The sequence below is a fragment of the Candidatus Bathyarchaeota archaeon genome (assembly GCA_026014735.1).
In the GTDB taxonomy this organism is placed as follows: Archaea; Thermoproteota; Bathyarchaeia; order Bathyarchaeales; family Bathycorpusculaceae; genus Bathycorpusculum.
In genome coordinates this window covers 551,067-576,042 of sequence record JAOZHT010000002.1, presented here as the reverse complement: position 1 = coordinate 576,042, position 24,976 = coordinate 551,067, and the positions used below count along the sequence as shown (strand labels likewise).

28 protein-coding genes and 1 tRNA gene are annotated in these 24,976 nt (G+C 51.0%); 17 read left to right on the top strand and 12 right to left on the bottom strand.

Going from position 1 to position 24,976, the window contains the following annotated elements; all coding sequences use genetic code 11:
- Nucleotides 1-11 precede the first annotated feature (11 nt).
- The 3 genes from NWE93_08805 to NWE93_08795 form a co-directional block, all read right to left on the bottom strand.
- Complete coding sequence (locus tag NWE93_08805) at nucleotides 12-749, bottom strand: hypothetical protein (GenBank protein MCW4000327.1); 738 nt, start codon at nucleotides 747-749, stop codon at nucleotides 12-14.
- A gap of 10 nt (nucleotides 750-759) precedes the next feature.
- Entirely contained in the window at nucleotides 760-2,145 is a 1,386-nt protein-coding gene (locus tag NWE93_08800) for an NAD(P)/FAD-dependent oxidoreductase (protein MCW4000326.1), read from the bottom strand.
- Between the two features lie 83 nt (nucleotides 2,146-2,228).
- Nucleotides 2,229-2,579, bottom strand: coding sequence for a cupin domain-containing protein (locus NWE93_08795; GenBank protein ID MCW4000325.1), 351 nt, complete (start codon nucleotides 2,577-2,579; stop codon nucleotides 2,229-2,231).
- 66 nt (nucleotides 2,580-2,645) lie between these two features.
- Here NWE93_08795 and NWE93_08790 point away from each other — a divergent pair, with 66 nt between their 5' ends.
- A complete protein-coding gene (locus tag NWE93_08790; GenBank protein ID MCW4000324.1) occupies nucleotides 2,646-3,104 on the top strand; it encodes a PadR family transcriptional regulator in 459 nt (152 codons plus the stop codon).
- Nucleotides 3,105-3,427: 323 nt separating this feature from the next.
- Nucleotides 3,428-5,899 carry a PQQ-binding-like beta-propeller repeat protein gene (locus tag NWE93_08785; GenBank protein ID MCW4000323.1) on the top strand — a complete coding sequence of 824 codons (2,472 nt, stop codon included), beginning with the start codon at nucleotides 3,428-3,430 and terminating at the stop codon, nucleotides 5,897-5,899.
- A gap of 98 nt (nucleotides 5,900-5,997) precedes the next feature.
- Here NWE93_08785 and NWE93_08780 read toward each other — a convergent pair whose 3' ends face one another.
- Complete coding sequence (locus NWE93_08780) at nucleotides 5,998-6,417, bottom strand: universal stress protein (GenBank protein MCW4000322.1); 420 nt, start codon at nucleotides 6,415-6,417, stop codon at nucleotides 5,998-6,000.
- A gap of 86 nt (nucleotides 6,418-6,503) precedes the next feature.
- A complete protein-coding gene (locus NWE93_08775) occupies nucleotides 6,504-6,782 on the bottom strand; it encodes a UPF0147 family protein (protein MCW4000321.1) in 279 nt (92 codons plus the stop codon).
- An 80-nt stretch (nucleotides 6,783-6,862) separates the two neighbouring features.
- Between NWE93_08775 and NWE93_08770 the strand changes: the two genes are divergently transcribed.
- From NWE93_08770 to NWE93_08755, 4 genes are all read left to right on the top strand, one after another.
- The gene (locus NWE93_08770; GenBank protein MCW4000320.1) at nucleotides 6,863-7,228 is read left to right on the top strand and encodes a hypothetical protein; all 366 of its coding nucleotides are present in this window, start codon (nucleotides 6,863-6,865) and stop codon (nucleotides 7,226-7,228) included.
- A 7-nt stretch (nucleotides 7,229-7,235) separates the two neighbouring features.
- Nucleotides 7,236-7,745 carry a hypothetical protein gene (locus tag NWE93_08765; protein MCW4000319.1) on the top strand — a complete coding sequence of 170 codons (510 nt, stop codon included), beginning with the start codon at nucleotides 7,236-7,238 and terminating at the stop codon, nucleotides 7,743-7,745.
- A gap of 112 nt (nucleotides 7,746-7,857) precedes the next feature.
- A complete protein-coding gene (locus NWE93_08760) occupies nucleotides 7,858-8,817 on the top strand; it encodes an ABC transporter ATP-binding protein (GenBank protein ID MCW4000318.1) in 960 nt (319 codons plus the stop codon).
- A 1-nt stretch (nucleotide 8,818) separates the two neighbouring features.
- Nucleotides 8,819-9,937, top strand: coding sequence for an ABC transporter permease (locus NWE93_08755; protein ID MCW4000317.1), 1,119 nt, complete (start codon nucleotides 8,819-8,821; stop codon nucleotides 9,935-9,937).
- A gap of 126 nt (nucleotides 9,938-10,063) precedes the next feature.
- Here the strand turns inward: NWE93_08755 and tmk are convergent, their stop codons facing one another.
- Nucleotides 10,064-10,708, bottom strand: coding sequence for a dTMP kinase (tmk, locus tag NWE93_08750; GenBank protein MCW4000316.1), 645 nt, complete (start codon nucleotides 10,706-10,708; stop codon nucleotides 10,064-10,066).
- Between the two features lie 56 nt (nucleotides 10,709-10,764).
- On the opposite strand from tmk, the gene NWE93_08745 reads away from it, so the two are divergent.
- The 3 genes from NWE93_08745 to NWE93_08735 all read left to right on the top strand — a co-directional run bounded on the left by NWE93_08745 (nucleotide 10,765) and on the right by NWE93_08735 (nucleotide 12,811).
- Nucleotides 10,765-12,042, top strand: coding sequence for an HD domain-containing protein (locus NWE93_08745; protein ID MCW4000315.1), 1,278 nt, complete (start codon nucleotides 10,765-10,767; stop codon nucleotides 12,040-12,042).
- A gap of 79 nt (nucleotides 12,043-12,121) precedes the next feature.
- Complete coding sequence (locus NWE93_08740; GenBank protein MCW4000314.1) at nucleotides 12,122-12,664, top strand: hypothetical protein; 543 nt, start codon at nucleotides 12,122-12,124, stop codon at nucleotides 12,662-12,664.
- Nucleotides 12,665-12,736: 72 nt separating this feature from the next.
- Nucleotides 12,737-12,811: transfer RNA gene (locus tag NWE93_08735), tRNA-Glu, on the top strand.
- 10 nt (nucleotides 12,812-12,821) lie between these two features.
- Here the strand turns inward: NWE93_08735 and NWE93_08730 are convergent.
- Both NWE93_08730 and NWE93_08725 read right to left on the bottom strand, forming a co-directional pair.
- Complete coding sequence (locus NWE93_08730) at nucleotides 12,822-13,016, bottom strand: hypothetical protein (GenBank protein ID MCW4000313.1); 195 nt, start codon at nucleotides 13,014-13,016, stop codon at nucleotides 12,822-12,824.
- A 117-nt stretch (nucleotides 13,017-13,133) separates the two neighbouring features.
- Complete coding sequence (locus NWE93_08725) at nucleotides 13,134-13,820, bottom strand: DUF996 domain-containing protein (protein ID MCW4000312.1); 687 nt, start codon at nucleotides 13,818-13,820, stop codon at nucleotides 13,134-13,136.
- 183 nt (nucleotides 13,821-14,003) lie between these two features.
- Here NWE93_08725 and NWE93_08720 point away from each other — a divergent pair, with 183 nt between their 5' ends.
- Nucleotides 14,004-15,527 carry a carboxypeptidase M32 gene (locus NWE93_08720; protein MCW4000311.1) on the top strand — a complete coding sequence of 508 codons (1,524 nt, stop codon included), beginning with the start codon at nucleotides 14,004-14,006 and terminating at the stop codon, nucleotides 15,525-15,527.
- On the opposite strand, the gene NWE93_08715 is transcribed toward NWE93_08720, so the two are convergent.
- A complete protein-coding gene (locus NWE93_08715; GenBank protein MCW4000310.1) occupies nucleotides 15,524-15,709 on the bottom strand; it encodes a hypothetical protein in 186 nt (61 codons plus the stop codon). The genes NWE93_08720 and NWE93_08715 overlap by 4 nt on opposite strands.
- Nucleotides 15,710-16,116: 407 nt before the next feature.
- Here NWE93_08715 and NWE93_08710 point away from each other — a divergent pair, with 407 nt between their 5' ends.
- On the top strand, nucleotides 16,117-17,349 hold the full coding sequence (locus NWE93_08710; protein MCW4000309.1) for a bifunctional 5,6,7,8-tetrahydromethanopterin hydro-lyase/3-hexulose-6-phosphate synthase: 1,233 nt from the start codon (nucleotides 16,117-16,119) through the stop codon (nucleotides 17,347-17,349).
- Between the two features lie 44 nt (nucleotides 17,350-17,393).
- On the opposite strand, the gene NWE93_08705 is transcribed toward NWE93_08710, so the two are convergent.
- On the bottom strand, nucleotides 17,394-18,623 hold the full coding sequence (locus NWE93_08705) for an MFS transporter (protein MCW4000308.1): 1,230 nt from the start codon (nucleotides 18,621-18,623) through the stop codon (nucleotides 17,394-17,396).
- 142 nt (nucleotides 18,624-18,765) lie between these two features.
- Between NWE93_08705 and NWE93_08700 the strand changes: the two genes are divergently transcribed.
- The 3 genes from NWE93_08700 to NWE93_08690 all read left to right on the top strand — a co-directional run bounded on the left by NWE93_08700 (nucleotide 18,766) and on the right by NWE93_08690 (nucleotide 22,055).
- Nucleotides 18,766-19,932, top strand: a complete 1,167-nt coding sequence (locus NWE93_08700; protein MCW4000307.1) for a flippase-like domain-containing protein — start codon at nucleotides 18,766-18,768, stop codon at nucleotides 19,930-19,932.
- A gap of 98 nt (nucleotides 19,933-20,030) precedes the next feature.
- Nucleotides 20,031-20,417, top strand: coding sequence for a 30S ribosomal protein S6e (locus NWE93_08695; GenBank protein ID MCW4000306.1), 387 nt, complete (start codon nucleotides 20,031-20,033; stop codon nucleotides 20,415-20,417).
- A 369-nt stretch (nucleotides 20,418-20,786) separates the two neighbouring features.
- Nucleotides 20,787-22,055, top strand: coding sequence for a translation initiation factor IF-2 subunit gamma (locus tag NWE93_08690; protein ID MCW4000305.1), 1,269 nt, complete (start codon nucleotides 20,787-20,789; stop codon nucleotides 22,053-22,055).
- On the opposite strand, the gene NWE93_08685 is transcribed toward NWE93_08690, so the two are convergent.
- Complete coding sequence (locus NWE93_08685) at nucleotides 22,052-22,483, bottom strand: NUDIX domain-containing protein (protein MCW4000304.1); 432 nt, start codon at nucleotides 22,481-22,483, stop codon at nucleotides 22,052-22,054. The genes NWE93_08690 and NWE93_08685 overlap by 4 nt on opposite strands.
- A gap of 128 nt (nucleotides 22,484-22,611) precedes the next feature.
- Between NWE93_08685 and NWE93_08680 the strand changes: the two genes are divergently transcribed.
- Genes NWE93_08680 through NWE93_08670 form a run of 3 tightly spaced genes read left to right on the top strand, consistent with a single transcriptional unit; the run spans nucleotide 22,612 to nucleotide 23,813 of the window.
- Nucleotides 22,612-23,031: a 30S processome protein Utp24 gene (locus NWE93_08680; protein MCW4000303.1), complete on the top strand. Its 420-nt coding sequence runs from the start codon at nucleotides 22,612-22,614 to the stop codon at nucleotides 23,029-23,031.
- The gene (locus NWE93_08675) at nucleotides 23,032-23,616 is read left to right on the top strand and encodes a DNA-directed RNA polymerase (GenBank protein ID MCW4000302.1); all 585 of its coding nucleotides are present in this window, start codon (nucleotides 23,032-23,034) and stop codon (nucleotides 23,614-23,616) included.
- A gap of 11 nt (nucleotides 23,617-23,627) precedes the next feature.
- A complete protein-coding gene (locus tag NWE93_08670) occupies nucleotides 23,628-23,813 on the top strand; it encodes a DNA-directed RNA polymerase, subunit E'' (GenBank protein ID MCW4000301.1) in 186 nt (61 codons plus the stop codon).
- A 22-nt stretch (nucleotides 23,814-23,835) separates the two neighbouring features.
- Here the strand turns inward: NWE93_08670 and NWE93_08665 are convergent, their stop codons facing one another.
- A complete protein-coding gene (locus NWE93_08665) occupies nucleotides 23,836-24,873 on the bottom strand; it encodes a hypothetical protein (GenBank protein MCW4000300.1) in 1,038 nt (345 codons plus the stop codon).
- Nucleotides 24,874-24,976: the final 103 nt, after the last annotated feature.

Sequence of the window (24,976 nt, the reverse complement as noted above, 5' to 3'; positions counted from 1 at the left end):
TCAAAGAGCAGCTAAAAGCGAGTGTTGGGTATGTCGCCTTTGATCACTATGCCTTTGGCGCCGCCTATCAGCATCTGGTAGTTTTTGCCTTTGTATTCATAGCGGATAAACCAGATGGGTGCATGCAGATAGACCATCTGCTTAGGCGTCAAGGTTGTGGTGGCTTCTATGACGCGGTCGATGTCTTCTTGGAGCAGGAAGCGGTGGTGCGTATCGATTTGTTGGCGGGCTAATTCGGTTGCCTGTTCCCGCTCGATTTCGCTGTTGAGGACTTTGGCGTAGCCCTCGATTTTGCGGAAGTCATAGGGTATTTTGCCCTCCAATGGGATGTCGTAGGCTTGGGTTGGGAAATCTGAGGCTTGCCTAGCCAGAACCAGCCAGTCATATTTCTTCTTGATTTCGCCTTCTTTAACAATCGGGGGGGCAATGCGTTCAAAGATGCCCTTGTACTTGGTGGATGCTTCACAGCTAACCACCCAAAACGGCAGGTAAACCAGATTTTTCTCAAAGATCTTGGATTTCTTGGCTAAGTCGCCGGGTTTCATGAAGCCTGAACGCATCCAATCCCGAATCAACCCCTCCATCTGCTCGGGGCTGTACCTGTTTAGAAGAATTGAGTGTTCAAAATTGAAGGCTTGCCCCGTCTCGATGACGGTGGTGAAGCCGCAGTACTTGCATGAGGCAACCAGTTCTCCAGGGGTGAAATCGACGGGGGCGCCGCAGTGGGAACATCGGATGTTCTGTGCCATAGCCATGCATTTATTCCTTCAACAAGTTTTCTCGCTTAAGAATTTCACGCGCCACGATGACGCCTGAGGCGCTGGCCTGGATGAGTCCGCGGGTGACGCCTGCGCCGTCGCCGATGGTGAACATGTTCTCGATTTTGGTTTCCAAGCAGTTGCTAAGCTGAAGGTGACTGCTGTAGAATTTGACTTCGACGCCGTAGAGCAGGGTTTCGGGGGAAGCAACGCCTGGGGCGATTTTGTCAAGGGCCTCAAGCATCTCGCGGATGTCGGTGAGGTAGCGGTAGGGCAACACGAAGCTGAGGTCGCCTGGGGTGGCGTTTTTGAGGCTGGGAGTCAGCACGCTGTGGCTTATGCGTTCGGGGGTGCTGCGTCTGCCATGGTTGAGGTCGCCGAGGCGCTGCACCATGACGCCGCCGCTTAAGAGGTTGCTGAGCCGAGCGATGTATTTGCCATAGGCGATGGGTTCTTTGAAGGGCTCAGTGAACTGTGTGCTTACCAGGATAGCGAAGTTGGTGTTGTGGGTTTTGGTTTCCGCGTGGCTGCCGCCGTTGACGGTTAAGACGCCATCGTAGGATTCGGTGGTGACTTCGCCATGCGGTGACACACAGAAGGTGCGGACCTGGTCATCGAAGCTGCGTGAGAAATAGACGAGTTTGGGTTCATAGAGGATTTTGGTGAGATTCTCCATAACTGACGCGAGCAGCTCTACGCGTACGCCGATGTCAACGGGGTTGTTGACGGTTTTGAGTCCGCGGACCTGAGCTTCCGTCTGCAGCCACTCGGCGCCGCTTCTGCCCGGCGCGATGATAACGTATTTGCCCATGATTTTCTCGCCGCCGACGGTTTCCACGCCCAATATGGTGTGGTTTTCGGCGATGAGTCCCTTAACTTCGGTTTTGGGTAGAAAGGTGATTCGGTCGTCGAGGAAGTTACGCATCTCTTTTAAGACGTCTAGGCATCGGTCAGTGCCCATGTGGCGGACTTCCTGTTTAATCAGTTTAAGACCGGCGAGGCTGGCTTTGCGTTCGATTTCGTCCACTGCCTCGTTTGGGGTGCCGAATACTTCTTTGCTGGCTCCGAATCGGATGTAGATTTCATCGCAGTACTTAACTAGCTTGTCTAGCTCTTTGGTGGAGACATACTGGTTTAGCCAGCCGCCGACTTCGGTGGATAAGGTAAGTTTGCCGTCGCTGTAGGCGCCTGCTCCGCCCCAACCGTTAAGGACGTTGCATGGCTCGCAGTGGACGCATTCAAAGCCTCGGCTACTGGGGCATTTGCGTTTGTCGATGTCGTTGCCCCGATCGATAACTAGGACGTTTAGGTTGGTGTTTTGGGTTAATTCTAACGCTGAGAAGATGCCTGCGGGGCCTGCGCCCACGATGATGACGTCATATTTCAAAGGATTTTTCCCTCTGGAACCCTGAATTACATGTCAAGGGTCGCATATATTTGTTAGTGCCCTATCGCTTGGGAAACATCAGGTTATTGTTTTGACTGCGAGGTTACAAGGAGAAGTTTAAGGGCTGTTTTCCCTATGTTTCTGATTTGATGTTGTTCATTTTGGGTTATCGTAACCACTTCGTCTGCTTGGATAGGGAAGGTTTTTTCTCCGCCGAAGACTGCGCCTTCTCCTTGGAGGACAAGAATTGTGTGTTGGGCTCTGTGGCTGTGTAGTGGACTGTAGCCGCCTGGTTGCATTTCAAGCAACTCGACTTCTGTTACAGAGACAGAGGGTTGGGTTAGCGTTGTTGTTTTGGTTTTTGTGCAGCAGGCTTCTGTTTTTTGGCGTAGACACTTGTAATGGCAGATGTTCATGGCTTTCTCAGCCGCCATGTGTATTCTTGAGATATATCTAATAAACATTTATAACCGCAAAGCACCCCTAAACATTGACCAAAAATGACTCAAAGCCCCCAATCCAACGGCATCGACGACCTCATCAGCGACTTCAGCCGCTTCTACATACTCACCATACTCTACGAAGGCCCCGCCCACGGATACAGCATCATCAGCCAATTCAAACGACGCGTCAAAAAAGAAATCAGCCCCAGCCTAGTCTACCCTTTTCTGCAGCAACTCGAAGAAAAAGGCCTCGTCAGCCACACCGCAGAGATGGTCGGCGAGAAAGAACGAAAAATCTTCCAGCTAACCGAGGCGGGACGCGGACTCTGCACCGGACTCTTCAGGCGCTTCGCAGAATTGGTTTCCATAGCCATTGCCCCCAGCCTCGACGTGTGCTCCCACTGCGGATGTAAAGTCTACGAGGGCGCCTACCGCGAAACAATCGGCGGCGTCGAGAGAGCGTTTTGCTGTGTCCACTGTGCAGCCGCATACAAACAAAACAAAGAGTTAATGTGAGACCCGACAAGCGGAAGCGCGCCAGATAAAATGTGTTCTTTGGCGCTTGAAACTGATTTGTGTCGAGCAGTTTTTTGGGTTTGGCACGCAGCTTGGATGTTTTTTGGTTTACCCTAACTATGTAAAATAGGTTTTTAGCAGGTTGTCTGGTGGGTAAGTGGGTAGTCGGTTTTCTTTTATTTCAGCAATCGTTAAATAGTGATATCTATAATTTATTTGTAATACACTCAGTTTTGAGTGTATACTGATAGGAGAAAAGTGAAAAACAAATGTTAAAAAACAAAACTACGACACTAACTATCGCTTTAATACTGGTAATAACGATGACTGTATCAGTTTTTGCACTGCCAAACACTATAGCACAAGAAGACCCGCCAAGCAGACCAAGCTACGTCTACCTTGGCGTCATCAATAACCCAATAGGCGTCAACCAGGAACTATTGCTTCACATTGGAAGTCCACATGCACTGCAGTCCGTCCAAATGGGCTGGGAAGGCATAACTGTAACTGTCACTTGGCCAGACGGTCACAACTCAACGCTTGGACCATACAAAACAGACTCCACCGGCGGAACCGGCGGCGTATTCATACCCACAGAAGCTGGTAATTACACTTTACAGGCACATTTCCCCGAGCAAGTAACAACAAGCAGCAAAGTCGGACAAAGCATGACCGCAGGCACAATAGTGCGTGAAGGGTATAGCCCACCAGTAATCCTTGTAGTGACAGAAGAGCCAATACCCCTCTATCCGGGGCATCCACTTCCATCTGAATACTGGAGCCGACCAATCGATGCTCAACTCAGGGAATGGAACACAATGGGAGGAAGCTGGCTAGTAGCCACTCCAGATAACAAGTTTGTTCCATACAACTCTGCAGCACCTGATAGTGCACACATTCTATGGACACAGCCGTTAACAGTAGGAGGCATTGCAGGCGGAGAAACCGGCGACGACGCGTTCAGTTCAGGCGATGCATATGAAGGCAAATGGACTAGCCGCTTCGTCGTATCTGGCGTTGTCATCTATACACACCACACTAGTGCACGTCCACTGGAATATTCTGCTTATAATATTCACACTGGAGAACACCTCTGGACAACGACTTTCCTTGACAACCGATCAATTACCATGGGTCAAGTACTACGCTGGGAAGGTTACAACCACCACGGCGTCTACTCATACCTATGGGTAAGCGTTGGCACCACTTGGTATGCATATGATCCCCTAACTGCACAATGGGTGTTTACGATAAACAACGTCCCTGCCGGAACTACTGTTGTCGACGAAAACGGTTGGATCTATCGCTATCAATACACTGCAAACCAAAATCTACTGCGCATTTGGAACATGACAGCTTTAGGAACCATGTCTGGTAGTGGATACCAGCAAGGTGGCGGCTGGGGCACAGGTATTCTGTATAAAACGCTAGACGCTGGAGGCTGGACCGGTAACACCACTGCTCAAAAAACATCGTACATCAACATAACGACACCAACAGGAACCTTGCCAGGTAGCATCACCGCATTCTGGATGAACGACCGTGTTGTCGGCGCACAGATAGCTTCAGATAGATCAGCAGTTAGACTGTGGGCTTTCAGCTTAGAACCAGGAACAGAAGGTCGTCTACTCTACAACACAACTTGGACTCCTCCTAAATCATGGGCTGAGGACGAAGTAACCATCAGCGGCTTTAGCGGCGGATGGGTAGCGTGGAGTCAAGAAGACCACGTCGGTGTACTCATGGTAAAAGAAACCACAGAGCACTTCGCGTTTGATCTTGAAACAGGCAAATTCCTTTGGGGTCCCACTGAACCAACACATTACTTAGACGCCATCGACGACTCAGCTGCAGACGTTAGGAACATTGCTTACGGTAAACTCTACGTTGCAAGCGTTGGCGGAATAGCATACTGCTATGATGTCAAAACAGGCGAGCTCCTTTGGACTTACGAAGCTAAACAGAAATACACTGAGTACCTATTCCAAGACACATGGTGGCTAAAGCCAGTGTTCATCACTGATGACAAAATTTACCTTGGCCACACAGAGCACTCGCCTATGAACCCCAGACCACGCGGCGCACCCTTCATCTGCCTAAACGCAACAACCGGCGAAGAAATCTGGACTGCTGATGGCTTATTCCGACAGACCCGCTGGGGCGGACGCGGCATCATCGGTGACAGCATAATGGTGACTATGGATACTTATGACCAGCGCGTTTACGCTGTTGGTAAAGGCCCAAGCGCTCTTACCGTCACTGCACCAAACATGGGTGTTCCATCTGGTTCATCCTTGATGATTAGCGGCACCGTAATGGACGTATCCCCCGGCACCAAAGACCTTGCTATAACCATGCGTTTCCCCAATGGCGTTCCCGCAGTCTCTGACGAAAGCCAAAGCGAATGGATGCTGCATGTCTATAAGCAATTCGAGCTACCCATGAGCACAGTTGGTGTTCCAGTCACAATCGATGTCTTAGATGCAAACGGCAACTACCGCAACGTTGGCACTGCAATCAGCGATGCCACCGGCGCCTACAACCTTGAATGGAAACCTGACATCCCCGGAAAATACACCGTTATCGCTAGCTTCGCAGGAACAAACTCGTACTATCCATCATGCGCGCAGACAGCCTTCGTAGTCGACGCAGCCGCTGAACCAACAACTCAACCAACAGCGCCACCTGCACTGCTTTCAGAAACCTACTTCCTCCCCGCAATCGCTGGAATAATCGTTGCAATCATAATCGGCTTTGCCTTAATGGCACTATTGCTGCTAAGAAAACGCCCATAAACAAAACAATCTCTTTCTTTTTTTATTTTTAAAATCAGAATTATTTTAGCAAGCAGATAGATATTGTTAAGGTAAAACAAATGAGGAATAAAGGATTACTACTTGGTGACCAGCACGGGGCAGTGGGCTCTCTTTATCACATCTTGGCTTACGCTGCCTAAAATGAGCCCCGACAGTTTGCTGCGTCCCCGCGCGCCGATAACAATCAATTCAAAGCTGCCTTCCTTAGCTGTTTTAACTATCTGACCCGCTGCGTCGCCTGAAACCAGCAACGCCTCGACTTTGATGCCCTCGGCTTCAGCGATTTTTTTGGCTTCAGCCACCACCTTTCTGCCGTCCTCTAGCAGTGATTCACGGAAAGCCTCGTTGGAGGACATTACGTTGGGCGCCTCTGAATCGTAGGCATGGAGAAGAGTGATTACGTCGCCTGTGACCTTGGAGATCTTGACTGCTTCGCTTAGTGCTCCGCGGCAGCATGCGGAACCGTCGATTGGAACAAGAATCTTTTGGTATAACATATCCTAGCTAGCCCCAGCATGCTATTTATGAGTTGCTTGAACCAAAATCGAAAAACAACGATAAAATAAGGAAGTGCGGAGGCTGGCTAATCTTTTATGGCTTCTATGAAGCTCATAACGTTCCAGAGCTTCACCCTTGTGTAGGGCGGCATGTTGGGGTCCTGCAGAATCTCATCCAGCAACGCAACGGCGTTTGAGGCCTTCACGGCAGGCGTGTACTCGGTGCCCTGCAGGGCGTTCATGGCGTCTTTGGCGCTGCGGCGGATGTTGCGCGGTGTCGTGCTGTCCTCTGAAACCTCGCCAAGCACTGTGAGGGCTTGATTGATCTTTGCTTCATACTCCTCTGATTTCTTTTTTCGCACCATAGATTCTTCCCCTTTTACTCCATGTTGGCAGTAATCAAGTTATATATGTATTTATACGTATTTACGTTTGGGGTTTCAAAATGCAACAAGACAAAGAGAGCACCTCAATCAAGCGTATGGCTGAGCTTCTGCGGCAGGGAGCCACTTTAACCGACCTTTCCTGCCCTGCCTGCAACTCGCCGCTGTTCCGCCTCCAAGATGGCTCACTCTGGTGCGGCAAAGACGAAAAAAAAGTCATAATCGTCAAAGAGGGAGATGAGCCTCCAAAGCCCGCAGCGCAGCCCAGCGGCGCCTACACTAAGCTGGAGGCCACCTTAAACGGCAAGATAGCTCAGCTGCAGGAGAAAATCGAGAAAACCGACGACATCGACGAACTCCAAAAGCTCACCGTTGCCCTCAGCGAACTGCTAAACAGCGTCGAGAAAATCAAGAAGATGAAGGCTTAAATCGGCCTTGACGCTGGGCATCTACAGCAATTTCCCCCCCAACATCCACTTTATCCAAAATTACCTCTCAACCGCCTCCACCAGGCAGCTTCAGCAGCGCCTCATCACAGTTTTAGGCGAGGTGAACAAGCGGGAATTCCGTTTCGAGGAGGTTTCTGTACCCACGGTGCCCGAGGGCTGGGTGATTTTTGAGTTCGGGCTCGCTGACGGAGGCAACTTTACCTTTATTGACCAATCAGAAGTGGAGATGGCACTGCAGGTTCTAGATAAGACGCGTGTGGGCGAGCTGGATTGTTTCTGTGCCATACGCTACTACCGGGGCTGCGGGGAGGCGCGGGCGCCGTTGAAGTTTGATTACTACATGCTAAGGCTGGTTTTTGGGAAGGGCAGCTTGGAGGTTCAGGTGGCGCATGAGCGGGGTCCCCGCTATCTTTCTCCGGAGGATTTGGTTGAGTTTTTGGTGGCTGAAGCCAACAAAGATTCCAAACGCAGAATGCTAAGAGAAGCAAACCTGTAACCCAGGGATATAGACTCAAGCAACCAGTTATTGCGTCTATAGCCGAAAGTTATATCTCTACCTTCAATACCTAAACTGGAACTGCCTTCCAAAAATAAATTGAGGAATCATCATGTTACCCATTGAAGTATCCGCGCTTCGCAAAAACTATGGCAGCCTAAAAGCCGTAGACGGCATCTCCTTTAACGTAAAGCAGGGAGAAGTCTTTGGGCTTTTAGGCCCCAACGGCGCAGGCAAAACCACCACCATCGAAATCATGGAGGGGCTGCGTGAACGCGACGGCGGAGACGTAAAAGTCCTTGGCCTTGACCCCTGGAGAAAAGGCTACCAATTGCACAAGCAAATAGGCGTCATCCCCCAGGAATTCACTTTCCTTGAGAAAACCACGCCTAGAGAAGCCATACTCTACTATGCGGACCTCTTCAACGTCAAAGTGGACCCCGACGAAATCCTAAAAGATGTGTTGCTTGAAGAATCAAAAAAGACCTTCTTTGAGGACCTCTCAGGTGGACAGAAACGCAAAACAGGGTTGGCGCTCTCGCTTGTGAATTCCCCGGAGTTGCTCTTTTTAGATGAACCCACCACGGGTTTAGACCCCAACGCGCGCCGCGCCATCTGGGATGTCATAAGGAACCTCAAAGCAAAGGGCAAAACCATCATCTTAACCACTCATTACCTTGACGAGGCACAGCAGCTCAGCGACCGCGTCGCCATCATGGATCACGGACGTATCGTTGCCATGGGCACTACAGGCGAAATCATCCAGAAACACGGTTCAGGTGAACGCCTCGAAATCAAAGGAAACGAAAAACTCGCTGCCTACATCAAAGCAAACACGGAGCTGCAGGTAGACTATGACAAAACCAAAGGAGAAATCGTAATACCGCTAAAAAAGAAAATCGATGCCCTTGCGGCGTTGGCGGCTGCTGAGCAGTCAGGGCTGGATTGGGGACAAATCCAGACGCGCCAAGATAGCCTCGATGATGTATTCGTAAAGCTGGTCAGTGAACCAGCCGGCGAGCAGGGCGATGTTGCTGTGGAACAGAAAGCAAAGAAGAAGGGGTTGTTCTAGAATGGTTAGTGGAAGAAGAATCGTATCAGACTTCAAAGTTTTCAGCCGAGGATACCTAAGAAACAAATTCGGGTTATTCTTCGGATTAATCTTTCCGGTTATTCTGATTTTGATCTTTGGCGCCATCTTTTCGGAAGGCAGCGGCGGATCAATCACGGTTTACGTGCAGAATAAAGACAGCGGCTTAGAGGTGGCTCCGACTCAGTTTATGAATTTTTCAACGACGTATCTGAAAGCCATAAACTCCACTGGAACCCTCAAGGTAGTCACGGTTGATAATTCCGAGAACTTCACGGAGTACATGTCTAAAAATTCCATTGAAAACGGGATGATTATCCCCGAGGAATTCTCCGAAGCCTACATTACGCATCAACCCGTGAACGTCACCGTCTACACCAACCCCTCCGGAAGCACCGGCGGCACAGTGCTGGGAGTAGTTGGCGCCATAAACAATGAATTCAACATCCAAGCATACAATGGCAGCGCAATAATTTCTGTAAATCAAAAGAATGTGGGTTCGCAGGAAAACTACATTGACTTCCTTGTGCCCGGCTTAATCGGCTTTGCCATACTGGTGAATCCCATGTTTTCGCTGGTTGAGATATCCTCCAACTACAAGAAGAACAAGCTCTTCAAGCAGCTCTCTTTAACGCCGCTGACCAAAATCGAGTGGTTAACTGCAAAGATCATGTGGTACATCGTTTTGTCTTCGATGGCGTTTCTGCTTATGGCGGCTGTAGGCATCTTTGTGTTCGGCGCCAACATCACTTTGACAGCTTGGCTTATACCCTTCCTTATCCTTGGCCCCATGCTGTTTGCTTCCCTTGGAATGCTGGTTGGAACAGTAACCAAGAACCCCGAGACCGCAGGCGTCATCGGCAACATCGTGACTTTCCCCATGATGTTCCTGTCAGGCACCTTCTTCCCAATCGCGTTTATGCCCGAGTACCTGCAGGCCTTCGCGCATATACTGCCGCTCTACTACATCGTGGAGGGCCTAAACAACGTCATGGTGTACCAGAACTACCTGGGCGCAGTTGTGGACCTTGCGGTTATCGCGGTTATAACAGCGGTTATCTTCGTGTTGGCCGTGAAGCTGTTTAAGTGGCGAGAAGACTAACCCTTCCCCCTCTTCTAAATTTTTTTAATTCTTGCATGCTCTATTTGCCGCCTATTAGAAACTCTATGAACAGACCATAGAGGGGTACATGCATATCAGCCTCAACCAAGCCCCAGTCCATTAAAATCAGTGTTTAACGGGGCAAAGGTACCCCGCAAGGGGCGTCAGCAACTCACAAACCCGCCTGTAGAGTTCATCTGCCACAGCCGTCTTCTCGCGGTCGCCATCGATTCGGATAAGCTCGCCTTTCTCCACGTATTTGAGGTAGACTTCGCGGACTTTCTGCTGTGTCTCAAGGGTTTCCATGACGGATTTTTTGCGTTGCAGCCGCTCTATCACCCGCTGGGGCGGCACATCGATGAATATTGAGAAGTCCGGTTGGAGCGCTCGGGCGTTGGTGGTTTTTATCCAGTCAAGGCTAAGTCCCGCGCTGCCTTGGTAGGCGAGTGTGGAGTAGACGTAGCGGTCGCATATGACCAGTTTGCCCGCGTCGAGGGCGGGTTTGATTTCGCTGTACATGTGTTCGATGCGGTCAGCCGCGAAAAGCAGAGCCTCAGCTTCGGTGGGCAAGCGGGTTTGCTCGTAGAGGCAGCAGTCACGTATGAAGGTGCCGATTTTGCCGCGGCTGGGCTCCGCCGTTAACCACACCGCATATTTCTCAATCAGTTTCTCCGCCAATAGCGTGGCTTGGGTGGTTTTGCCGCTTCCATCCAATCCCTCAATAACCAGGAAAACGCCCTTCTTAACCAATCCAGTCAACCCTGCCTGCATGCGTTACACATTAATTGGAGATACATAAATATAACCTGTCATTGAGGCGACCACTTGTGCCTAAAGCTTACTGGGGAGAAATCAAAGACCCCGTCCACGGCTACGTCTACATAACGGATGAGGAGAAACAAATCATCGACACCTACCCCATGCAGCGGCTTCGGCGACTGCGGCAGCTAGCGGGCAGCGAATACGTGTACCCCGGTGCCAACCACACCCGCTTCGAGCATAGCCTGGGCGTCATGTACCTGGCGGGGCAGGTGCTAGAGAACCCTAACATCTCGCGGGTGGTCTGCGACGAAGAAGTAAACATGTGCCGCCTCTCCGCGTTGCTCCATGACTGCGGACACGGACCCTTCAGCCACGTTTTTGAGCATCTCCTCATCAAGGACCTTGACAAAACCCACGAGGACCTCACGGCATGGATAATCGAGAACAGCCTGCTAGCCGACAAACTTGAGAAACTCGGCTACAACCCAAAGGAAGTGGCGGGGCTAGCGGTGGGCAAGCTGCATCGGAAGGACCGCGCGTTTCTGGATCAAATCATCAGCAGCGCCGTCGACGTGGACAAGCAGGACTTCATCGTCCGCGATACCTACCACACCGGCGCCGAATACGGCTTCATCGACGTGTACCGCCTCATCCACGCCCTCGATGTTTTGGGCGAGAACCTCGCCGTTGAACTCGGCGCCCTCTCGGCGCTTGAGGCGTTCATGATTGCCCGCATCGAATCCTTCAAAAGCATCTACTTCCACCGAGTCGGACGCGCAGCCCAAATTATGCTTGCCGACGCCATGGATAAAGCCAACAGCGAACTCGGCTTAACCGCGTTTAACACGCCCGAGGAGTATATGCAGCTGGATGACTACACGGTTTGGGCGGCGCTTAAGAAATGCAAAGCCTCCAACGAAGTCATCAGCAACCTCGAGAACCGCCGCATGCTCAAATGCGCCTACGAGCGGACCTTCTACGAGAAGGACGCGATGATCTCTAACCTCTTTGGCCGCGAATCCTACCGTAACCAGGTGCGAGCCGAAATCGCACGGGAAGCAGGCGTCGAACTCTCATCGGTCATAATCGATGTGCCCACGGTTCCCTCGGTGCCCTATCACCATGCCGTTTTGATGGAGTCGATGGAGATCCCAGCCTTCACGCGGCAGGCAGGCGAGAAGAAGCTGCAGCGGCTCAGCGAAAGCTCCAAAATCTTCGAAACCCTCAAGGGCTTCATGAATATTCTGCGGGTCTACACCAACGCCTCTGACCGCGCCAAAGTGGAGAAGGCCACCGCGAAGATTTTAGGCAAGATTCCTTCTGCGGCAAAAATCTCTTTTTAGCTTCCCAGACGCTTTTTCTTAAATACTAGAGCTTGATAAGGAGAATAATAAGTGCACTCTTAGTGTGGAAGGGAGCGAAGTGTCAAATCTACCACCTGTAGGCTCGGATGACAAGAAAATAATCAGTGTCAGAATCAAACGTAAAGAGGAAACGCCGCCGGAGCAGACTCAGCTGTTTTCCAGGCAGGACATCCGTCGATACGTCACCGAGTTTGTGTCCTCGTGGATTCGGGGCGACATCATCATCCGTTTCCCAACCGCCGCTGAACTTGCCAAGCAGACCCCGCTTAACATCGCTTTCCCCAAGGACCCCTCAGTTAACGCGGAACTAAAAATCAAAGAGCACTACGTCGAGATGCTCTCCATCATCGCGGGCACCAAGCCGGCGTCGGTGGAGGAGCAGGAAAAAGCCGTGGGCGAAGTCTTCAAGATGCTGCTGATGTTCCGCAGCGCCAACCGCATCGAAGGCAAAATCATCTCTAACGACCTCGAAAAAAGGGTTTGTGAACTCGAAAAAACCATCCAGAGCCAATCCAAACTCATCGAGCAAATCACTGGCTTCCTTTTTACTCCAAAACCATCCTCATCCAAAAAAAGCCCCCGCAAGAAACCTGACAGCTAAAAGAGGGCTTCTGGAAGGGTAAGGTTTATTCATGGGAAATTCTATTCTGCATGTGCTTCCCGACTATTGTGCGCTCCGGTAGTATAGTCCGGCCAAGTATGCCGGCCTTTCGAGTCGGCGACCCGGGTCCGAATCCCGGCCGGAGCACTATTTCGCTTTATTCTTCTGGGTGCCTTCGCTGCACATGTGTTTTCTCTGGGTGCCCATGTATTTGTTCAAGGTGCCGGTCGAGTTCACTGTGGGTTCTAAAGGTTTTACCGCAGATCTCGCATGCCAGCCTGCTCTTGGGCATCTGCTCAAGGGGCTCCTCGGGCACCGGCGGCGCGTTTGGCAGGGGATGGGAACTGCTCATTTGGCAACAGAAAAATGATTCCATAAAATGCACTTCAACTAAAAGCGCTCAGCAGCATTCATAAACTCTTGTGGTTGCATGCTGCTGCAACAAAGAAAAAGAAAAGGTTGGAGATTTTTAGGTGGGTTGGTTTAGTGGTTTTCCGCAGTTGGGGCAGAAGGTGGTGCCGGGCTGTATGGGTGCGCCGCAGTTGGGGCAGAAGCCGCCTGACTGGGCTGACGAGGGCGCGGGTGGCGGCGGAGGCGGAGCAGCGTATTGGGAAGGTTGTCGGGCTTGTCCAAGGTTCATGCTGAAGAAGGCAAGTGCAGCGAATATCCATGCGATCCAGACCAGTATTAAGCCTATGCCGAAGATTATGGTTAAGATTGCACCCCAGAAGAGCAGAGTTCCTGCAGTTTTGAATTTGCCTTCGCCTGAGCGTTCTGCAAGCGCGTTAAATGCCCGTCTGAAGTTCATTGCCATCAGTACGTAGAAAATGAAAGCCACGATTACTGCTACGGCAAACAATGCTATTGCGCCTAACACTGCTGCCAAGCTATAGAAACTATAGCTAAAAGCCGTAAAAGCTCCGCCGATAGAGAAGGCCATAACTGAAACAGCGATTACACCGATTATGCCGAAGATTAAGCCTTTGAATGCATGCCTGTAGATGCCATCGTCATGATAGTACTCTGAGAGCCCCTTCATTCCGATGAGAAGGAGAATTAAGCCGACGATACCGACAACGGGCACAAAGCTAAGGAACAGCAGAAGTGCACCGATTGCAGCTAAGAGTTTACTGGTTTCAACGTTACTACTACTCATTTTTAGAATATCCTCAGTAAAAAGCAGTTGCTTGGCAAATAAAAGCTTTTTCAAGCGAATTAGCCTTCGCAAGCACGCTGAGCCAATCAGCCCTGACTACTCGGTAGGTATTGCACTCTAACATCCCATACATAGGGTAAATAAAGCCGATATTACTGAGTCATAGTGGAGATTTGTGTTTTGATGGACACTGATTCTGCTTATCGGAGCCTTTTAGGCAAAACCAAGGATGCAGCGGTGCTCTCCACGGCAGAGGGCATAATTAACTGGGACATGGAAACCATGATGCCGCCTCGGGCGGTGCCGCAGCGAAGCGAGCAGCTGGCTTTGCTTAGCCGCATACACCACAAATTAGGCACGGACCCCCAAATCGGTAAGCTCTTAGCCGACATAAAAGCCAGCCCAGAAAACCAAAAGATGGGCGAGGTCGAGAAACGCAACCTTTACCTTATCGACAAGAGCTTCCGTGAGCAAACCGCGTTGCCTGAGAAGCTCGTTGGGGAACTGGCGATGCAGCAAGCCGTCACCGTTAACACTTGGAAGAAGGCGAAAGCCAAAAAAGACTTTAGCCTATTCAAGACGGATTTGGAGAAACTGCTGGATCTTTCAAAGCAGGCAGCAGGCATCCTTATGGAGGTTAAGCAGACCAAAACGCCCTACGAAGCGTTAATTGACAATTTCGAGCCGCAGCTATCCGCTGAAACCATAACCAAGACATTTAATGGGTTGCTGGCGGGGCTTAAGCCGCTGATAGAGAAAATCGAGAGCCACCAGTCCACGCAGAAAACGTCCAGTCCACCGGTGCCGGTTGAGGCGCAGCGCAGAATCAGCCAGCTTATCACGCAGACCCTGGGCTACGACACCTCATCCCCCTCAGCAGGCGGCAGAGTAGATGAAACCGAGCATCCCTTCACTTCCGGCTACTACGACGACGTCCGCATAACAACCCACTACTACGTTAACAACTTTGCAAGCTCCGTGTTTTCGGTGCTGCATGAAGCCGGACACGCCGTCTACGAGCAAAACCTCAGAAGAGACTGGGAGTACCAGCCAGTCGGCTCGCCCTGCTCGTTTGGAATCCATGAATCCCAATCCAGATTCTACGAGAACATACTTGGACGCTCAGAGGCGTTCTGGCAGTGTTTTTTGCCTAAAATCAAGGCGGCGGCTGCGCCTTCGCTGGATGCTTTGGAGCTTGAGCCGTTTCTGCATGCAATCAACCGGGTGCAGCGCTCCAAAATCCGCATAGAAGCCGACGAAGTCACCTACAGTATTCACATCATCATCCGCTTCGAGCTCGAACGTGACCTCTTCGCCGGGAAAATAAAGGTTGACGAGTTACCGCAGGTCTGGAACCAGAAGTACGCCGACTACCTTGGAGTAGAAATCGAAAACGACTCAGAGGGCGTGATGCAGGATACGCATTGGGCAAGTGGGCTGTATGGGTACTTCCCCAGCTATGCCCTAGGCAACATCTATGATGGCCAAATCAGCCGCGCCTTAAATGATGCGTTGCCCAACTGGCGGGGGGAAGTAGCGGAGGGGAAACTGGGCGGAGTTAACGGTTGGCTTAAAGAGCAGATTCACAGCAGAGGCAACCTCTATGACCCCGAAGAACTCATCAAGTTAGCTACTGGAGGCAGCCTAGACTCTTCTCCTTTCCTTGGGTACCTTAATGAGAAGTATGGGCGGCTCTGCGGATTTTAGCTGGCGACGGGCTTCTTTGTGAGTTCCTTGTAGACGAACAGGACAAGGTAGGCTGCGATGGAGCCTATGAAGAGGTAAACGCCGCCGTATCCGACAGCTGCGTTGTAGGCGTTGGCGCCGTAGAGAAACAGCAGAAACCCCGCAATGAAGACGCCAAGCAGTGTCCAGTCAGTCCAAGACATACTAGATCCCCATATGATATGGAGCATTCAATGAATCCCTTTAGATATAAAGATTTACTGCTTAGATTCGCCGCCGCCCAGCCAAGAAGCCTCAGCGGCAGTTCACTGCTAAACCCATTAGAGTCGCCCTTAATCCTACACAGCTAATCCGACAGTTTTAAATACAAGCTCCGATACAGACACCGACCGAGGATAACCATATGTCGGGAGCAGACGTGAAAAAGCCAGAAAACCGTGATGCTTTAATAAAATTGCTCGCAGAAGCCGCCAGAAAAGAAGTTGCAGCCAAGGGCAAACCGACAAAACCGACAGTTATCGGAACCGCTAAAGAACTGAACATCCACAGAGATACAGTTTATTCATGGTTAAAGGAGTTTAATGTCGATTTTAAGGAGATCGTTAATGGTATGCCGACAATAAATGATGATAAAAAAGAAAATTCAGCACCCGTTTACTTGATTGGTGAATCACTGGTCGGGGAAGGAAACGAAGTTGCGCATGTTGACCTCATGATAGGCGACAAGTCAGGTCCAGTTGGCCAAGCATTCGCCAACGGCCTCACCAGCCTCTCAGCAGGCCACACACCGCTGCTTGCAGTCATCCGCCCTAACCTGCCGCCTAAACCCCACACGCTTATCGTGCCAAAAGTCACAGTTAAAAACATGGAGGACACCGGCAAAATCTTCGGTCCCGCCCAAGCCGCGGTTGCCAAAGCCATCGCTGACTCAGCCGAGGAAGGCGTAATCCCCGTTGACAAACTCGACGAATGGGTTATCATCTGCAGTGTCTTCATTCATCCGCAGGCAACGGATTACCGCAGAATCTACCAGTACAACTACGGCGCAACCAAGATGGCGCTGCAGCGTGCCCTCAAGAAGTACCCCTCGCTGGACAAAATCATCTACGACAAAGACCGCGCCAAGCACCCCATAATGGGCTTTAAAGTTCCACGCCTCTGGAGGCCACCGTACCTGCAGATTGCACTCGACGCGCCATCCTTGGAGGGAGCAAAGAAAGTTATCGAGCAGCTGCCGGGAAGCGACCGAATCATCCTTGAAGTCGGAACCCCACTTATCAAACGCTACGGCACCCGCGTCATCGGCGAACTCCGCAAATTGGCCTCTGATAAATTCATCATTGCTGACCTTAAAACCCTCGACGTCGGCAAAGTCGAGGCAGACATCGCATACGAGGATACAGCTGATGCGGTTGTCGCAGCTGGGCTTGCTCCACCGGAAACCCTTGACGCCACGGTACAGGAAGCCAGGCGGCTAGGCATCTACGCAGTCATCGACATGCTTAACGTGGAAGACGTATTAGCTAAACTCAAGTCGATTAACGATTTACCCGACATCGTTATCTTGCACCGGGGTATCGATCAGGAAACAGGCAGAAGCTGCGGGCTTGAACGCATACAGATGATCCGCAAAGCCTTCCCCAACAAGAAACTACTCATCGCAGTCGCAGGCGGCATCGTTCCAGAAACCGCTAAAGAAGCACTCGAGCAGGGCGCAGATATACTCATAGTCGGCCGCTACGTCACCCAATCCAAAGATGTTGAACGCTCAGTCCGGGACTTCCTTGAGTTAACACCGGCAATGCGTGAAGACGTAGACCTCTACCGCGTCCACACCGAGTAAACCGGAGCGAGCGGAAAACCGCTCCACCAAAAATTTTCTTTTATTTATCTTGTTGCTATTTTTAAGCTTACAAACGCTACAACGAAAATGGCGGCTGCCACCATAAACGTCGGCAGATAGCTGATGTAGGACGCTAAGAAGGGACCAAGGAAGGAGCCTATGCCGGTGCCTAAACCCACCAGCACGTCGAAGAGCCCGCTTTTACCCGGGGGAATAAGCTCCATGGAAACAGAAATCATCATGATATAGAACATGGCGAAGGCAAACCCGAAGATAACCAGTATCACCCCTGTCATCAGGACAGGCTGGATGGCAAGCCAGATGGCGGCAACTAACGAGAAGATTAGCAGGCCGCGCAGCAGCAGAAACCGAGGCATTTGCTTTCGCAGGTCCATTGAGCGTGCTTTGCTTCGAATCACAAAGTACCCGGTTGTTGCGCCAACGGACATAAGGATGTAGGCGACATAAACCATGTAGGCAGGCAAGTTTAGGGCTTGATGTATAAATAGCGGCAGCGGCGTGGAGAAAATGCTTGTTGCCAAAGTAAACATAACGATGGCGAACGCGAAGCCGGCAAAGCTTTCTCTCTTTAAAGAGCCATTCCAGTTTGACTCAAAAGACTGGGCTCCGCGGTAAGCGAAATCAACATTGCGTTCGATGCCTACTAGCCGGCGCTCAAAAATCATCAACGGATCAGCAATCAAAGCAACCGCCAAAATTAAAGCCACTACACTTAGCGCGCTGCAGAGGTACAGCGTATAATTCGCCAACACCGCTGGGCTGAGCGCCGTGGTGAAGGTGAATAACCCTATGCTTAACACTAGCCCAAGGGCTAGGCCAGCTATGAATCCGATTTCGGTGAGTCCCTCATAGAAGCCAAAGGATCGTTCCCAGTCTCTGCGGCTGTAATGTTCAGTTATCAGGACGTTTTTGGGTGGTTCATGTGCGACATGCAGCATCTGCATGACAACATAGAGGGCGACGAAAACGAGGACATTTTTTGCGAAGGGCAGGGTCATCAGAAACAGCAGGATTGCTGAGGAAAGAAACGAAAGCAGTATGAAGGCTTTGTAGTGGCGGGTGCGGTCGCAGAGGTAACCCCATAGGAAAGAGGCGGGGATAGAGCAGAAGATGGCGGCGGACATCATGATGCCTAAAGCCACCAGTGGTCCCCCCAGGATGCTGGTGTCGCTGAAGGCGACTAGGTAGAGGGGTACAAACACAGTTAGCAGTCCGAAAGCGATTTCGTGAAAGAAGAACCCCAAACGCCACATAGCCAAGCACCACACACTGGAAGGATTAAAATGTTTAGCCGCGGCAGGGCAGATTGCCTTTGAACTGCTTTTCAGCAGCACTTTCTCCCTAGCAAGGCAAGCTAGAAAAAACTGAAATATTGTCACGACGCTTAATTGAGGCATGGGAGACGTAGCTGATAGACCCTTCGTGCTTACTTCTTCTGTTAAGAAGCTGATACTAGTCACGACATTGTTTGGCTACGCAGCGCTGATTTTTTATCTTCTCTACGTCGTGGGGATAGCCCAGTTAGTCGGCGTCATCGCCAAAGCCAGTTTAGGATTATACGCTTTAGCCATCCTAAGCCTTGTTGCCTCCATCTTCTTTAACACCATCGTGTGGCGTCAACTCCTCAGTTCCCTGCAAATTAATATCACCATGCGTCGGGCCTTCACGCTCTATTGGGTCGGCTTATTCGTGGATAACCTGATTCCCGGAGGTTGGTCCGGCGACCTCTTCAAGGCCTACCTGCTAAACAAGGACCCAAATATCCAAAGCGGCAAAGCCGTCGCCTCCGTCGTTGCCAAAAACATGTATGAAGCCATATTCAACTTAGGCGGCATGATCTTTGCATTGGCGCTGCTTCTGCTCAATTATCGCTTGGAAACTTCGCTGCTTATTGGCCTAGGCGGAATTATGCTGCTTCTCACGTTGCCGCTGGTTGTGCTGTTGCTTGCCAGCTTCCACCCTGTCGCAGCCAAAAAAATCGTCGCCAACATAATAGAGGGCATAAGCCACATATACAAAAACCGCAAAGCCCTCACCAGCCTTGAAGGCAAAATAGACAAGGCGCTAGGCGACTACCATGAGGGCATGGAGATTCTGCTCAAAAACCCCCGCATGCTCACCAAACCCATCATCTTCTCTTTTCTAGGCTGGATTTTCGAAATCATAACCTTGCTTTTGGTGTTTGCTTCGCTTGCACAGCTTATCGCCGTAGATAAAGTGGTGATTGTGCATTCCATCGCGGGCAACGTGGAGTCGCAGGGATACGCTTTTGTGGGGTACGCCCAGATCATTACCAGCGAAATCTACCGGGCTCTAGGCGTCTCCTTCGCTATAGGTGCGTCGGTGGCGCTTTTGGGCGGCGTCGTGTTTTTCCTCTTTAAAACCGTCATCTCCTACACGGCGTTTCACTTCACGGTTATATCACCTAGGAAAAGCAACCGCCAAAACAGCGGCAGCACCGACTCTGACCGTGAAAGTGGTCTGGAAGGCATCATGCCTCTGTTACCCGAAAAAGCAGTTACACTTGATGATTCATGTGTTTCCAAGACAGCCACAGTTTGACCTGTAAGAGTTGTTTGGGATGATTTGCGGATTCGATGGGATAAATACTTAATAGAGAGACCGTCCAACTTGATACTCCGCTGGAGAGTAAATCATAGATGGCAAAGTTCAAGGTCATAGTTTCCGATCCACAAACGGGAACATCCAAAGTAGTTGAAGTAGAAGAAGCACGCGCTGCCCCATTCATCGGAAGAAAACTAGGCGAAACAATCGACGGCGCAGTCGTCGAGTTACCAGCACACAAAGTGCAACTCCTAGGCGGCTCCGACAAAGACGGCGTCCCCATGAGGCCCAACGTGCATGGCGGTGTACGCAGAAGCGTAGTTCTCAGCGGCGGAGCAGGCTTTAAACCCAAACGGGAAGGCGAACGCCGACGAAAAACAGTCCGCGGCAGCGTCGTAACCGACGAAATCGTGCAGATAAACGTGAAAATAACTGAGCGCCCAGCAGGCGCAAAGACCCCTGAAGCGCCGGCGCCAGAGTAGGCACCTGCACCTCAGTTGCTCTTTGCATAGCTTTTCTCTGCTAGCGGGTTCTTTCCATTTTTACTACTTTTTTGGTTTCATCGTTTGATATAGGCGAACGTATAACCAAGAAATCAATATCGTCTGATAAGTCCACTATTTGGTGGATACTACTGGGGCAAACAAGCAAAAGCTCTTTTGGTTTAATTGTCACTTTAGGCCGTAGCCATAGGCTGTTGTTTATTTGGTTGCAGATTTTAATCTTTCCATCTTTAAGCAACCTAAACGCCGATGTTCAATCGATTGCCGCCTCAAACTATTTATCTGCCATAGAAAGGTTAAACTTAAACAGTGAATAATAAGAGAAGCTTGAGCTTAAGGGCGTTTGTAATGGCTGAAAATTCAGAAAAGGGAAAAACCAAATCACTGCCGCGACAACCAGAGGTTAACATCGGCACCATCGGGCACGTTGACCACGGCAAAACCACGCTTGTCCAAGCCTTAACAGGCACGTGGGCTTCACGGCACAGTGAAGAACTTAAACGTGGCATCACCATCAAACTCGGTTACGCAGACATGCCCATCTACAGATGCCCCAAATGTCCAGGACCCAACAACTACACCATCCATCCGGTCTGCGAAAAATGCAGTAGCCCAACCGAGTTTGTCCGAGCCATAAGCTTCGTCGATGCCCCCGGACATGAAGCGCTCATGGCAACTATGCTTTCAGGCGCAGCCATCATGGACGGCGCTATACTGGTCATCGCAGCTGATGAGCCCTGTCCGCAGCCTCAGACACGCGAGCATCTGGCAGCGGCGGAAGTCAGCGGCATAAAAAACCTCATCTTGGTCCAGAACAAAATCGACATAGTCGATAACAAGCGCGCGCTGGAAAGCTACAAGGAAATCAAAGCCTTCGTGAAGGGCACCGTAGCGGAGAACGCCCCGATTATCCCGATTTCGGCGCAGCGAGGCATAAACATCGACGTGCTCCTCGAAGCCATCCAAACAATCATTCCCACACCCCACCGTGACCCCACACTGCCGCCTCTCATGTACATCGTGCGATCCTTCGACGTTAACAAGCCGGGAACAACGATTGAGGGCCTCGACGGCGGCATCATAGGCGGCACTATCGCTCAGGGCAAATTCGTGGTGGGCGAAGAAATCGAAATTCGCCCCGGCATCATGGCTGAGCGGGAAGGCAGAGTTGTCTATGATCCCCTTATCAGCGAAATCGTCAGTTTACACGCCGGCGAACAGAGCGTGAAGGAGGCAACCTGCGGCGGCCTAGTCGGCGTCGGCACACTCCTAGATCCCTCCTACTCTAAAGCAGATGGCTTAACCGGCAGCATCGCGGGCAAAACCGGTATGCTCCCGCCGACCCTCACCGAACTTACGTTGGAAACCCATGTGCTGGAGCGGGTGGTAGGCACCAAGGAGCTGCAGAAAGTCGAGAAAATCAATCCGGATGAAACGTTGCTGCTGCACATCGGCGCGGCGGTGAACGTGGGCAAAGTAACCTACATCAAGCAGAACATCATTAAAGTCAAGTTAACCCGGCCCATCTGCGCGTTGCCTAATTCCCGCGTGGCCATAAGCAGAAAAATCACTGCGCGCTGGAGACTCATCGGCTTCGGTTTAATTATGCAGGCTTAGTCTTTAACTGAGCCTTTCTTCTGCAGGAAATCGTGGGCTTTCTGCAGAGTATCCTTTGCGTTTTTGAAGGTTAACTTCTCCATCGCCGGCTCATACTCGAGCCATATGAAACCGATGTGCTCGAAGGATATTTGGACTTCTTCCACGTTGGACTGCATGAGGAAGAAGACCACTTCTTTGTTGATTGTTGCGCCTTGGCGGCGATAGAAGTAGCTGATGGATTCGCGGAAGCCCTCGATGAAGTGGGCGTCGGTTATGCCGGTTTCCTCCTGCAGCTCCCGCTTGACTGTCTGCCGCTCGGTTTCGTTTGGCTCCACGTTGCCCTTCACGAAGTCCCAGTGGCCCGCTGCATAGTTGAGGAGCAGGTAGCGGGTTCTCTGCTGGTTGTTTAGGTATATGACGGCGCCGCAGGATTTTTCGTGAAGCATACATTTACCTCTATTCTGCACCAAATCATAGCTGCTTAATATTTAAAGTAATAGTAAATATCAGGCTACCCTAAACAGGCAAACCTTAAAGCCCAGCAAAGCAACCAATAGATTCAGGGAGCCCCGCCGTGACGGCTCAACACACAAAAGAACCCCTCAGAATCATTTTAGATGCAAACGCTCTGTTTGTGCCCCTTGAATTCCGAATGGACATCTTCGAGCAGGCGCAGGCGCTTTTGGGACGAAACGTCGAGTTTGTGCTGCTTTCGCCAGTCAAGCATGAGCTGGAGCTGCTTGCAGGGGGCGAGGAGCCTAAGCTGCGTCGGCAGGCCAGCTTTGCGCTGCGGTTGTCGGAGAGGTGCCTGTTTGTGGCGGTGGATTCGCGGGGCGAAGCGGTGGATGATGTTATCTTGCGGGTAGCCAAAAGCTGGCACGCGTTGGTGTTTACGAATGATAGGGAGCTGCGGAGGAGGCTAAGAGATATAAGTGTGCCAGTGATTTATCTGAGACAAAAATCACGTCTAGACATTGACGGGTTGATATCGTAGATGTTCAAGCTGATTACTCTTCAAGATACAATTCGCATCCCGCCCGAAACCTTCGGCAACCCCCTCGAGCAGGTGGGTCGCGACCAAGTTAAACACAAATACGAAGGCATCGTGGATGAGGAATTAGGTTACGTCATAGCCGTAACGGGCATAGAAGTTAGCCCCATAGGAAAAATCATCCCCGGCGACGGCGCAACCTACCATAAAGTAAACTTTTCCCTCTTAACCTTCTACCCCATAATCCAGGAAGTCGTGGAAGGCGACGTTGTGGAAATCGCTGATTTCGGCGCATTCGTCCGCATCGGACCAGTCGACGCACTCCTACACGTCAGCCAACTTATGGACGACTACATCAGCTACGACGAGAAACAGGGCGTCCTGTTGGGCAAGGAAACCAAGCGTAAACTCAGCAGCGGCGACCAAGTACGCGTCCGCATCACCGCGGTTTCGCTGGGCAGGGCAGGCAGCAGCGGCAAAATCGGCGTCACTGCACGGCAGCCGTTTCTGGGCAAGCTGGACTGGCTCAAAGAGGATCAGGGCAAAGGCACCGGTAAGAAGCCTGAAGCCCCCGAGAAGGCAGCGTAGGAGAGAGCGTTATGAGCGAGAAATCATGCACTAACTGCCACGCGTTAACTAAAGAAAACACGTGTCCAAAATGCAAATCCACCAGCTTCAGCGAGGACTACGCCGGCTTAGTGGTTGTGTTTGACCCCGAGCAAAGCGCCATCGCCAAAGCCATGGACGTCAAAGAGAAAGGACGCTACGCACTCAAAGTCCGCTGATCCAACCCATTTTTGGCGCTTTTCATTGGCGCCCCATTTCAGTTCCTGCTTTTTGATTACGCTTCCGTTTATAGATCATATAGCCAAGGCATACTTCTACCGCAAATACTGCAATTGCAACAGCAACTATTGTGATTTCGAGGCTGCCCCCTACTGGCTGGGCTGCTGGCGGCACTGAAGTAGGCTTAGGGGTTTGCGTTGGCAGAGGTGGCGCAGAGGCGTCTTTTAGGGGGTCATACACCTCGATGACGTCCAGCCGGATTACGTTATAGAAGCTGCCTTTCATTCCGCCTATCGCGTATATTTTGTTATTTAAAACTGCGGTGGCTAAACCGAAGCGGGCAGTGGGCAGAGGCGTTCCATAGCTCCATGTATCGGTTTCTGCGTCGTAAATTTGAAGGTAATCCTCTTCGAGGTAAACTCTGCCGCCCAGAACATATATCCGCTGAGAATCTAATCCGCTGACTGTAGCACAGCCAGTCATCTCTAGCGATGCGGGGGGAGCGGTTCCGTTGCTCCATGTATCTGTTTGTGTGTCATAAATTTGGGTTGTTCCCTTGATGATGTAGATTTTGGTTCCTACCGCTGCCGAGGCGTAGTAGCTGGCGGCTTGGGGGATGGGTGCTGCGGTGCTCCATGTGTCAGTGGCAATATCGTAGACCTCATTTACCTTCGTAGGTACATATAAGCCCTCAATGTTTGGATATTTGGGGTCTTTAACGACACCGCTGATTACATAGATTTTCCCGTCAACCAAAACCCCCTCCATCCCGGACCTTGCCGTGGGCATTGCAGCCTTATTTGCCCAAGAGTCAGTTTTGGGTTCATAGACCTCATTTGCCGCGGATAGCCCGCTGCTATGCCTGCCGCCGATGCAGTAAAGCTTGTTTTGATAGCTTGCCAGCGCAAAATAGTCTCTGGATGTAGGCATAGATGCTTTGGTTGCCCAGTTAGGGGGGTCATACTCATAGGTGAGGTTAAACTTGAACAGGTAAGCTTTCTCGTTTACAACGCCGGCTTTAAATTCGCTGCCGGCAGTCGGCATATGCTCCTTTGTCACCCAGGGACTCTCGTTTGCACCAGTATTACACGAAGCAGGCTCAGCCAAGCACAAAAAGCACGCTACAAGAAACGATGCAACAAATAGCAGAGCAGCAACTTTA

Bases quoted from the DNA above. Each gene is read 5' to 3' on its own strand.
- NWE93_08805 (MCW4000327.1), bottom strand. From the start codon at position 749: ATGGCACAGAACATCCGATGTTCCCACTGCGGCGCCCCCGTCGATTTC.
- NWE93_08795 (MCW4000325.1), bottom strand. From the start codon at position 2,579: ATGGCGGCTGAGAAAGCCATGAACATCTGCCATTACAAGTGTCTACGC.
- NWE93_08790 (MCW4000324.1), top strand. From the start codon at position 2,646: ATGACTCAAAGCCCCCAATCCAACGGCATCGACGACCTCATCAGCGAC.
- NWE93_08785 (MCW4000323.1), top strand. From the start codon at position 3,428: ATGACTGTATCAGTTTTTGCACTGCCAAACACTATAGCACAAGAAGAC.
- NWE93_08780 (MCW4000322.1), bottom strand. From the start codon at position 6,417: ATGTTATACCAAAAGATTCTTGTTCCAATCGACGGTTCCGCATGCTGC.
- NWE93_08775 (MCW4000321.1), bottom strand. From the start codon at position 6,782: ATGGTGCGAAAAAAGAAATCAGAGGAGTATGAAGCAAAGATCAATCAA.
- NWE93_08770 (MCW4000320.1), top strand. From the start codon at position 6,863: ATGCAACAAGACAAAGAGAGCACCTCAATCAAGCGTATGGCTGAGCTT.
- NWE93_08760 (MCW4000318.1), top strand. From the start codon at position 7,858: ATGTTACCCATTGAAGTATCCGCGCTTCGCAAAAACTATGGCAGCCTA.
- NWE93_08755 (MCW4000317.1), top strand. From the start codon at position 8,819: ATGGTTAGTGGAAGAAGAATCGTATCAGACTTCAAAGTTTTCAGCCGA.
- tmk (MCW4000316.1), bottom strand. From the start codon at position 10,708: ATGCAGGCAGGGTTGACTGGATTGGTTAAGAAGGGCGTTTTCCTGGTT.
- NWE93_08730 (MCW4000313.1), bottom strand. From the start codon at position 13,016: ATGAGCAGTTCCCATCCCCTGCCAAACGCGCCGCCGGTGCCCGAGGAG.
- NWE93_08725 (MCW4000312.1), bottom strand. From the start codon at position 13,820: ATGAGTAGTAGTAACGTTGAAACCAGTAAACTCTTAGCTGCAATCGGT.
- NWE93_08720 (MCW4000311.1), top strand. From the start codon at position 14,004: ATGGACACTGATTCTGCTTATCGGAGCCTTTTAGGCAAAACCAAGGAT.
- NWE93_08715 (MCW4000310.1), bottom strand. From the start codon at position 15,709: ATGTCTTGGACTGACTGGACACTGCTTGGCGTCTTCATTGCGGGGTTT.
- NWE93_08710 (MCW4000309.1), top strand. From the start codon at position 16,117: ATGCCGACAATAAATGATGATAAAAAAGAAAATTCAGCACCCGTTTAC.
- NWE93_08705 (MCW4000308.1), bottom strand. From the start codon at position 18,623: ATGTGGCGTTTGGGGTTCTTCTTTCACGAAATCGCTTTCGGACTGCTA.
- NWE93_08700 (MCW4000307.1), top strand. From the start codon at position 18,766: ATGGGAGACGTAGCTGATAGACCCTTCGTGCTTACTTCTTCTGTTAAG.
- NWE93_08695 (MCW4000306.1), top strand. From the start codon at position 20,031: ATGGCAAAGTTCAAGGTCATAGTTTCCGATCCACAAACGGGAACATCC.
- NWE93_08690 (MCW4000305.1), top strand. From the start codon at position 20,787: ATGGCTGAAAATTCAGAAAAGGGAAAAACCAAATCACTGCCGCGACAA.
- NWE93_08685 (MCW4000304.1), bottom strand. From the start codon at position 22,483: ATGCTTCACGAAAAATCCTGCGGCGCCGTCATATACCTAAACAACCAG.
- NWE93_08675 (MCW4000302.1), top strand. From the start codon at position 23,032: ATGTTCAAGCTGATTACTCTTCAAGATACAATTCGCATCCCGCCCGAA.
- NWE93_08670 (MCW4000301.1), top strand. From the start codon at position 23,628: ATGAGCGAGAAATCATGCACTAACTGCCACGCGTTAACTAAAGAAAAC.